Source organism: Treponema sp. R6D11, assembly GCF_054786075.1.
Window position 1 is genome coordinate 1 of sequence record NZ_BDHD01000535.1, and the last position, 824, is coordinate 824.

The following is an 824-nucleotide window of genomic DNA, read 5'->3' on the forward strand; positions in this document are numbered from 1 at the left end:
ATCTTTAGCACTGTGAATTGACAAGTCTCCGGCGGCAGACTCTTCCAAAAATGAGCCTGTTCCTGCGGAGCAAGCTTCGTTCATGGCGTAATCAATAGGCACGCCGTTTTTAAGAAGAACATACTTTGCGTCCTGTCCGCCAATCTCAAAAATTGTTTCTACTTCTTTATCGAAGTATGTCGTGCCGACAGAGTGAGCTATAATTTCGTTGTATACGCCCGGAGTTTCCAAAAACACGCCGAGTATTTCACGGCTTGAGCCTGTTGTGGAAACAAGGCAAATATCAATTTTTTTATCGCCTGTGTCGGCGATTATTTTTTCCTGAATAATGGAAAGACATTCTTTAAGCGCTTTAACAGGATCGCCGTGAGTGCGTCCGTAATGGCTTGCTGTAATTTCAAAACTGTCAATGTCAACAAGACACGCTTTAGTTGTGGTAGAACCGCCGTCAACGCCAAGAATATATTTGCGTCCGGCTTGCACTTTGCCGTCTGTTTTTTCAAAAACTTTTACTTTGTCCTTCCAATCACGTAACGCTTCCAACGAGCCAAAGCGGACATCGTTTGCTCTAAGCAAATTGTCGGCGGAAGGCAGTTTACTCCCAGCTTGCAACGCCATAACAGCGGCTCCCAACGCCTCAAAAACAGGGGCAGTGTCGGGAATGATAAATTCAATATTGGGGGCTTTCTCTCGGATAAAACGGATAATGTGGCGGTTAAGAGTGATGCCACCTGTAAGCGCTACCCTGCCCGATGTTACCTTCGCACGTTTTAAGAAGTCGATAACTTTAACAGCCATTACGTCGGAAAGCGACAGTACAATAT

Annotated in this window: 1 protein-coding gene; it reads right to left on the reverse strand. The window is 45.3% G+C overall.

What is annotated here, in order from left to right:
* Window positions 1-798, reverse strand: a 798-nt coding sequence (locus tag ACYVTD_RS14520; protein WP_461248429.1) for a BadF/BadG/BcrA/BcrD ATPase family protein, incomplete at its 3' end; no start/stop codon positions are given.
* Window positions 799-824: the final 26 nt, after the last annotated feature.